This window comes from Microcoleus sp. Pol7_B2 (assembly GCF_036701035.1).
GTDB lineage: Bacteria > Cyanobacteriota > Cyanobacteriia > Cyanobacteriales > Microcoleaceae > Microcoleus.
In genome coordinates, this window is the sequence record NZ_JAUBQB010000145.1 from 1 (window position 1) to 6,436 (window position 6,436).

9 protein-coding genes, 1 tRNA gene and 1 other annotated feature are annotated in these 6,436 nt (G+C 47.4%); of the genes, 1 reads left to right on the top strand and 9 read right to left on the bottom strand.

Translation table 11 applies throughout. The features are described 5' to 3' along the window. Positions 1–190: 190 nt before the first annotated feature. The 9 genes from rplL to rplS form a co-directional block, all read right to left on the bottom strand. Positions 191–583 carry a 50S ribosomal protein L7/L12 gene (gene rplL / locus QUA57_RS27880; protein WP_333037133.1) on the bottom strand — a complete coding sequence of 131 codons (393 nt, stop codon included), beginning with the start codon at positions 581–583 and terminating at the stop codon, positions 191–193. A gap of 138 nt (positions 584–721) precedes the next feature. Next, a complete protein-coding gene (gene rplJ / locus QUA57_RS27885) occupies positions 722–1,330 on the bottom strand; it encodes a 50S ribosomal protein L10 (protein ID WP_333065033.1) in 609 nt (202 codons plus the stop codon). Between the two features lie 29 nt (positions 1,331–1,359). Further along, positions 1,360–1,532 (bottom strand) — a sequence feature (ribosomal protein L10 leader region). 110 nt (positions 1,533–1,642) lie between these two features. Continuing rightward, positions 1,643–2,356, bottom strand: a complete 714-nt coding sequence (gene rplA, locus QUA57_RS27890) for a 50S ribosomal protein L1 (RefSeq protein WP_190663916.1) — start codon at positions 2,354–2,356, stop codon at positions 1,643–1,645. A 199-nt stretch (positions 2,357–2,555) separates the two neighbouring features. After that, the gene (gene rplK / locus QUA57_RS27895) at positions 2,556–2,981 is read right to left on the bottom strand and encodes a 50S ribosomal protein L11 (RefSeq protein WP_006635588.1); all 426 of its coding nucleotides are present in this window, start codon (positions 2,979–2,981) and stop codon (positions 2,556–2,558) included. 3 nt (positions 2,982–2,984) lie between these two features. Continuing rightward, positions 2,985–3,623, bottom strand: a complete 639-nt coding sequence (gene nusG, locus QUA57_RS27900; RefSeq protein ID WP_242721257.1) for a transcription termination/antitermination protein NusG — start codon at positions 3,621–3,623, stop codon at positions 2,985–2,987. Next, positions 3,620–3,853 (bottom strand): preprotein translocase subunit SecE, encoded by a 234-nt coding sequence (gene secE / locus QUA57_RS27905; RefSeq protein WP_172186534.1) that lies wholly within the window; start codon positions 3,851–3,853, stop codon positions 3,620–3,622. The genes nusG and secE overlap by 4 nt, the downstream gene beginning before the upstream one ends. A 143-nt stretch (positions 3,854–3,996) precedes the next feature. Continuing rightward, positions 3,997–4,206, bottom strand: a complete 210-nt coding sequence (locus QUA57_RS27910) for a hypothetical protein (protein WP_333065034.1) — start codon at positions 4,204–4,206, stop codon at positions 3,997–3,999. Next, positions 4,177–4,249, bottom strand: a tRNA-Trp gene (locus tag QUA57_RS27915). The genes QUA57_RS27910 and QUA57_RS27915 overlap by 30 nt, the downstream gene beginning before the upstream one ends. A 134-nt stretch (positions 4,250–4,383) precedes the next feature. Continuing rightward, a complete protein-coding gene (gene rplS / locus QUA57_RS27920; RefSeq protein WP_333037136.1) occupies positions 4,384–4,767 on the bottom strand; it encodes a 50S ribosomal protein L19 in 384 nt (127 codons plus the stop codon). Positions 4,768–4,807: 40 nt separating this feature from the next. On the opposite strand from rplS, the gene QUA57_RS27925 reads away from it, so the two are divergent. After that, entirely contained in the window at positions 4,808–6,187 is a 1,380-nt protein-coding gene (locus QUA57_RS27925; RefSeq protein ID WP_445304515.1) for an inorganic phosphate transporter, read from the top strand. Positions 6,188–6,436: the final 249 nt, after the last annotated feature.

Here is a 6,436-nt window from a genome sequence, read left to right on the forward strand (position 1 = left end):
AACTTATATTTAACTCTGCTTGAATATATCGATCGCTCCTGCTCTTGGTTGGCGATCGATTATTCAGCAAGCCCTAATTAATCGCGCGAGAGATGTAACTATCGCGCGATTAATTTTAGGGAATAGTCCACAGTCAACAGTCAACCATCATTCCGGTGTCACCGGAATTGATATCAACTACATTCTCTGACTACTTGATAGAAATTTTTGCGCCCACAGCTTCAAGCTGTTTCTTCATTTCTTCAGCAGCTTCCTTAGCAATAGCTTCCTTAACTGCTTTCGGTGCGGCTTCTACCAAATCTTTTGCTTCCTTCAGACCCAGACCGGTAATTGCGCGGACTTCCTTCAGAATGGCGATTTTCTTGTCAGCAGGAACTTCTTCCAGCATGACAGTAAATTCGGTTTGCTCTTCTACGGGTTCAGCAGCGGCTCCACCACCTGTACCGGGCATCATCATCATGCCGCCGACAGGAGCAGCAGCGCTGACGCCGAAAGCTTCTTCAATTTGCTTGACCAATTCAGAAGCTTCGAGCAAAGTCAGAGACTTAAGTTTTTCCAAGATTTCATCAGTTGCAGTAGACATTCGTTAAACTCCTAGTTCGATTGTAGGTTTGGGATTTGGAATTTGAGATTTGCTCATTCATCATTAGTTTTTCGTCTCCAGTCTTCTATCTATTGCTAAATACTAATGACTGAGGACTAATGACTAATTACTAATGACTTACACAGATGCGCTTTCTGCTTCTGCTTCTGGTTGCGCTTCTGCTTGTGCTTCTGGTTGTGCTTCTGCTGCTACTTCTGCTGAATCGCCGTCTTTTTCAGCATAAGCTTTAAGACCGCGAGCGATCGAAGTAGGAACTTGATTGATACCCACAGCCAGCTTGGTTGCGACACCGTTGATAGCGCCAGCAATTTGAGCCATGAGTTGTTCTTTCGACGGCAGATCAGCTAATGCTTTAACATCAGCTTCTTTCAGTACCCGTCCTTCCATCACGCCGCCGCGAAGTTCAGTCTTCTTAGAAACTTTTTGGAATTCTTGGTAAGCTTTAATCGCGCCGCCAATATCTTCTTGCACGAACAGAAATGCCGACGTACCGGTCAGCAATTCCTGTATCGGCTGCCAGGTTTCGTTGCCTTCAACCGCAATTCGCATCAGCGTGTTTTTTGCCACTTGGCAACTGCTGCCTTTCGGACGCAAACGCCGACGCAAATCTGTAATTTCAGCAACAGTTAAGCCCGTGTAGTCGATCACGATCGCCAGTTGAGATTCGCTCAAGGTTTGCTTGAGGTCTGCAATAATCTCATTTTTTACTGCTAAAGTTTTGCCCATACTTATTTCACCTCCTTTTAGGATCGAAAACTGCCCACCAAAAACCCCGACCTTAGAGCCGGGGCAGAGAATTAAAAATTAACAAGTCAGAATTAAAAATAGAAAATTTCTAATCTTTGAGTCTTGAGTTTTTATTTCTTCAGCCTCGGCAGGAAATTAAGCGGTCGGCACCTGCGGTCTTCAGCTTATTGATTTTTGATTAGGCTATCATCAGAAGGCAGAGATTAGCAAGGGTCTGGCGTAAGTCTTGTGAGAGATTTACACAGACAGCCGAAGCTGTCTTTTACCTTCTGCCTTCTGCTTAATTCTGTACTAGGCAGCATCAAGTTTGGTATCGCGCAGAGCACTGATATCGACTTCGATCGACGGGCCCATTGTTGCGGATACGTACAAACTGCGCCAGTAGCGACCTTTAGCACCAGAAGGACGGTTGCGGTCAACAGTTTCTTGCAAAGCATGAAGGTTGACGAGCAAATCTTCCGCTGAGAAAGCTGCCTTGCCAAACATAACATGAACGATGCCAGTTCGATCGGCACGGAATTCTAGTTTACCACCTTTAAACTCGTTGATCGCCTGAGCAATGTCAGTCGTCACCGTGCCACCTTTCGGAGAAGGCATCAAACCGCGCGGGCCCAACAACCGACCCAATTTTGCCACCAACGGCATCACGTCTGGGGTAGCAATCAGGCAATCGAAGTCCATCATGCCCTTCTGAATTTCATCGATCAACTCTTCAGAACCAGCAATATCCGCGCCGGCATTCAGAGCTTCTTTAACTTTTTCGCCCTTAGCAATCACCGCAATTCTGACTACTTGACCAGTTCCTTTTGGTAGCGATACAGTTGTCCGCAACTGTTGGTCAGTATATTTCGGGTCAATTCCCAAACGGATGTGAGCTTCAGCAGCTTCGCCAAACTTAGCGGTTGCTGTTTCTTTCAAAAGTTGCAGAGCTTCCAGCGGTAGATAAGGTCTGTCTTCAACTTTCTTTTGAAGTTCTTGCAGTCTTCGCGATACTTTCTTTGCCATTGCTATCTCCTGGGGTCAGTTGATTTTAGAGTTTAGATTTTAGAACTGAGCCGTTTTGGCCATTTCAAATCTAAAACATTTGCGATTCTTAGCGAAGCTTTGCTTCTCCCCCTGAATCGACTTAGGACTTACGATTTGAGCTTGAAGATTTTAGCTTCAAAATCATGAATTACTGACAACTGCCAACGGGCAACTGACTTTAATCCGCGATCGCCACGCCCATATTTTTAGCCGTTCCTGCCACAATTTTCATAGCAGCCTCAACATCATTAGCATTGAGGTCAGGCATTTTGGTTTCAGCGATTTCTCGTAACTGAGCCTGTGTAATCGTCCCTACTTGCTTGCGGTTAGGTTCTCCCGAACCTTTAGCAATGCCAGCCGCTTTTTGAATCAAAACCGACGCCGGCGGGGTTTTGAGAATAAACGTAAAACTGCGGTCTTCAAAAACCGAAATTTCTACCGGAACCACCAGACCTGCTTGGTCTGCGGTTCTAGCATTGTACTCCTTGCAAAACATCATAATATTGACGCCGTGCTGACCCAGAGCTGGGCCGATCGGAGGAGCTGGGTTGGCTTTTCCCGCCGTAATCGCCAACTTAATTACTGCAACAACTTTCTTTGCCATTAGTTAGTTCTGTTTCTGAACCTGATTGAACTCCAATTCTACAGGCGTATCGCGCCCAAAAATCGAGAGTAAAACTTTGAGCTTGTTTCGTTCCGGGCTAACTTCAATCACATCACCTTCAAAATCCTTAAACGGCCCGGAAAGTACCACAACGTGGTCTCCAGTAGACATCGATACTTTGACAACTGGTTCTGATTCCTGAGCGTTTCTGAAGATCCGTTCTACTTCCGAATGACTCAGAGGTAGCGGTTTGACGTGACCCCTGCCGCGCCCGTAGCGGCGTTTCTGCTCTGCCCCGACAAAATTAATTACATTCGGGGTATTCTTGATCACCTGCCACGTATCCTCGTCCATAAACATACGGATGAGTACGTAGCCGGGAAAGATTTTTTCATCTGACTGCCGCCTGGAACCGTCTTTGCCGACTTTGATTGCCGGAGTTTGCGGAATTTCTACTTGAACGATGCGATCGGCAACATCCAAAGTTTGAATCCGCTGATCCAAGTTTGCCTTCACCCGCTTCTCGCAGCCAGAGGCAACTTGAACAGCATACCAGCGAGCATCAATCTCCGGCACATCTGGCGATGCTGCCTGTCCAGTCGCTTCTGTGGAATACTCAGATTCTTCTGATGCAAAAGTCATGGCCCAAACACCTTTCCCGCGCCCCAGTTAAAGAAGTTATCCACCAAATAGATCAGACTTGCTGAGAGGATTACCATCAAAAGCACGGCCAAAGACTCGCTGATTAGCTGCTGCCTGCTGGGCCAAACCACTTTGTCGAGTTCTTCTCTAGTTTCCTTAAAAAAACCCGCAGGGTTAAACCCAGGCGCCGTTATTTCTTGAGTTTCTTGAGCTTCGTCTTTTTTCGCCACGATTCAATCCCCCTTGCGATTTTAGATTTTAGATTTTAGCTGGTGTGAGTGGCTCGCGGCTCTCAGATTTTGTGACACTAACCACTTACGCCCAAGTCCCAAATCTCAAATCTAAAGCCACGACTTTTTACAAGCCCAACCAATCAACGGCGTAAATGCCGATCGCCGAAACCGATGATCGAGAAGCCACACCGAGCATTTGTTAATGGCATTTTTTGCGAACCGCCCACAAAAATTAATTCTACCCGAAAGTTTGCGGTTTTGACTGTTACCAGCCAATAGTCCGGGCGCTTTCGGGCAGAATTTAATGTTTGGTGATTCAGCGCGCCCTGGAGGACTTGAACCCCCGACATCAGGTTTTGGAGACCTGCGTTCTACCAACTGAACTAAGAGCGCACAGGTGAGGTTGCTGAAATTCGCTTAACCTCTAGATTTCTATTTTAACACAGTGCGCTCGTAAATGGGAAACTTTTTTTTGAAATTTTTTAATTTCCCATGAACCATGAACCAAATGGAAGCTGGGTGCATTCCTACAGGGAGCGATCGAACCGCTGTTTGACGCGAGTAGCTTTGCCCACCCGATCGCGCAGGTAGTAAAGTTTTGCTCTGCGGACTTTCCCGCGACGCATCACTTGGATCGTCGCGATGCGGGGCGAGTGAATCAAAAACACCCGTTCCACTCCGACGCCTTGGAACACGCGACGGACGGTGATTGTTTCATTAATCCCGCCGTTACGCATGGCAATCACAGTCCCTTCGTAGGGCTGTACCCGTTCTTTGTTACCCTCTCTAATTTTCACGCCGACTCGCACTGTGTCGCCGACGTAAATTTCGGGAACTTGTTTATTGAGTTCTTGCTTGACTCTATCTATTTCTGCCGTCTCGATAGAACGGATTATTTCTGCGCCTTTCATCGGATTTACCAAAACTCACAATCCCTTATCATATATCGAAATGCCCGTTTTATGTCAAAAAAATTCTATGTTAGATACCTCTGGGGTCGTATTTCTGCAACTAGGGGCAATGGCCGCACTCGCCTTGTACGTCGCCGCCAACTTGGGAGCCAACGATGTCGCTAACTCGATGGGGACATCAGTAGGCTCGAAGGCGCTAACGCTGCGGCAGGCAATAATTGTTGCAGGCATACTGGAGTTTTCCGGCGCAGTGCTGTTCGGCCAAGGAGTTTCGGAAACTCTGGCAACAGGAGTTGTGAATGCACAAGTGTTCGCGGCCAAACCGCAAGTATTTTTAATCGGGATGGTGTCAGTGCTGATAGCTTGCGGGATCTGGCTGCAAATCGCTACCAGTCGAGGTTTGCCCGTTTCTTCATCCCATGCAGTGGTGGGCGCGATCGCGGGTTTTAGCTGTGTTGCAGCGGGAATTAATGCAGTTGATTGGCGAACCATCGGCACAATCTCCCTAACTTGGGTGGCGACACCTGTTGCTAGCGGTGCTTTAGCCGCAGTATTTTACAGTGTCGTGAAGTATTCGATTCTCGATCGGCCAGATCCTCTATGTCAAATGCGCGAGTGGATACCTTGGCTGAGTGCAGCAATGCTGAGCGTATTTGGGATAATTGTACTGCCGTCTGTTGTGGATGTTGCTTTGGTGCAGACAGGGGCGATTGCCGCCGCGCACGATCGATTTGGCTGGAATCTGCCAATTCACGATATTGTCATTGGCATTGGAAGTATTGGGGCGATCGCCTTGACACTCAATAGCTGGAAAAAATTAGAATCAGTTGAAAACCCAGAAGGCAGAGGGGAAAAGGCAGAAGGAATAAGTACAAACTCATCCCCCACTCCGACACACCGTCACTCTCTCATCGAGCAACAAATGGCGAGATTTCAAGTCTTGAGCGCCTGTTTTGTAGCATTTTCCCACGGTTCCAACGACGTAGGAAATGCAGTTGCTCCCCTAGCTGCGATCGCCTACATCCGGCGCACAGGTTCCTTTCCCTCAGAAGATTTCAGCGTTCCCCTGTGGATTTTAGTCCTCGGAGGCGCAGGAATAGTCATCGGTTTAACCATCTGGGGCAAAAATGTAATTGCCACAGTCGGCGAAAAGATCATCGAACTCCAACCAAGCGGCGGATTTTGCGCGGAATTAGCCACAGCCACCACAGTCTTGCTAGCATCCCGCTTCGGTTTGCCAGTTTCCACATCCCACGCTTTAGTCGGTGCAGTCGTCGGAGTCGGGCTGATCAAAGCTTGGAAAACAGTACGCTTGCAAACTTTGCTGTCAATTGGTTCGGCTTGGCTAGTGACAATTCCGATCGCAGCAGGTTTGGCTGCTATCATCTTCAGCGTCGCGCAATCCATTGGGCAATTTTAGATTTTAAATTTTAGATTGAGGCATTTCAGAAGAGTCAACAGTTAACTAATCCTTCTGATTGCCTCGGTTGGGATAAACTCGCGAAGGCAAAAGTTTCCAAGCCGCAGCATCTGCACCCCAGTTGCGAAAAATCTTTACAGACGCGAAAATTTTAGCGAAACGCCAATTATAGCACAATACGGTTCAGTTAAGAGCTATGCAGTGCTTAAAACAATAAATACAGGAGGATTCATTATTATTCCAGTACCT

What these genes read in the sequence shown, in the direction of transcription:
- rplL (WP_333037133.1), bottom strand. Translation starts at nt 583, where the DNA reads ATGTCTACTGCAACTGATGAAATCTTGGAAAAACTTAAGTCTCTGACT.
- rplJ (WP_333065033.1), bottom strand. Translation starts at nt 1,330, where the DNA reads ATGGGCAAAACTTTAGCAGTAAAAAATGAGATTATTGCAGACCTCAAG.
- rplA (WP_190663916.1), bottom strand. Translation starts at nt 2,356, where the DNA reads ATGGCAAAGAAAGTATCGCGAAGACTGCAAGAACTTCAAAAGAAAGTT.
- rplK (WP_006635588.1), bottom strand. Translation starts at nt 2,981, where the DNA reads ATGGCAAAGAAAGTTGTTGCAGTAATTAAGTTGGCGATTACGGCGGGA.
- nusG (WP_242721257.1), bottom strand. Translation starts at nt 3,623, where the DNA reads ATGACTTTTGCATCAGAAGAATCTGAGTATTCCACAGAAGCGACTGGA.
- QUA57_RS27910 (WP_333065034.1), bottom strand. Translation starts at nt 4,206, where the DNA reads ATGTCGGGGGTTCAAGTCCTCCAGGGCGCGCTGAATCACCAAACATTA.
- rplS (WP_333037136.1), bottom strand. Translation starts at nt 4,767, where the DNA reads ATGAAAGGCGCAGAAATAATCCGTTCTATCGAGACGGCAGAAATAGAT.
- QUA57_RS27925 (WP_445304515.1), top strand. Translation starts at nt 4,808, where the DNA reads ATGCCCGTTTTATGTCAAAAAAATTCTATGTTAGATACCTCTGGGGTC.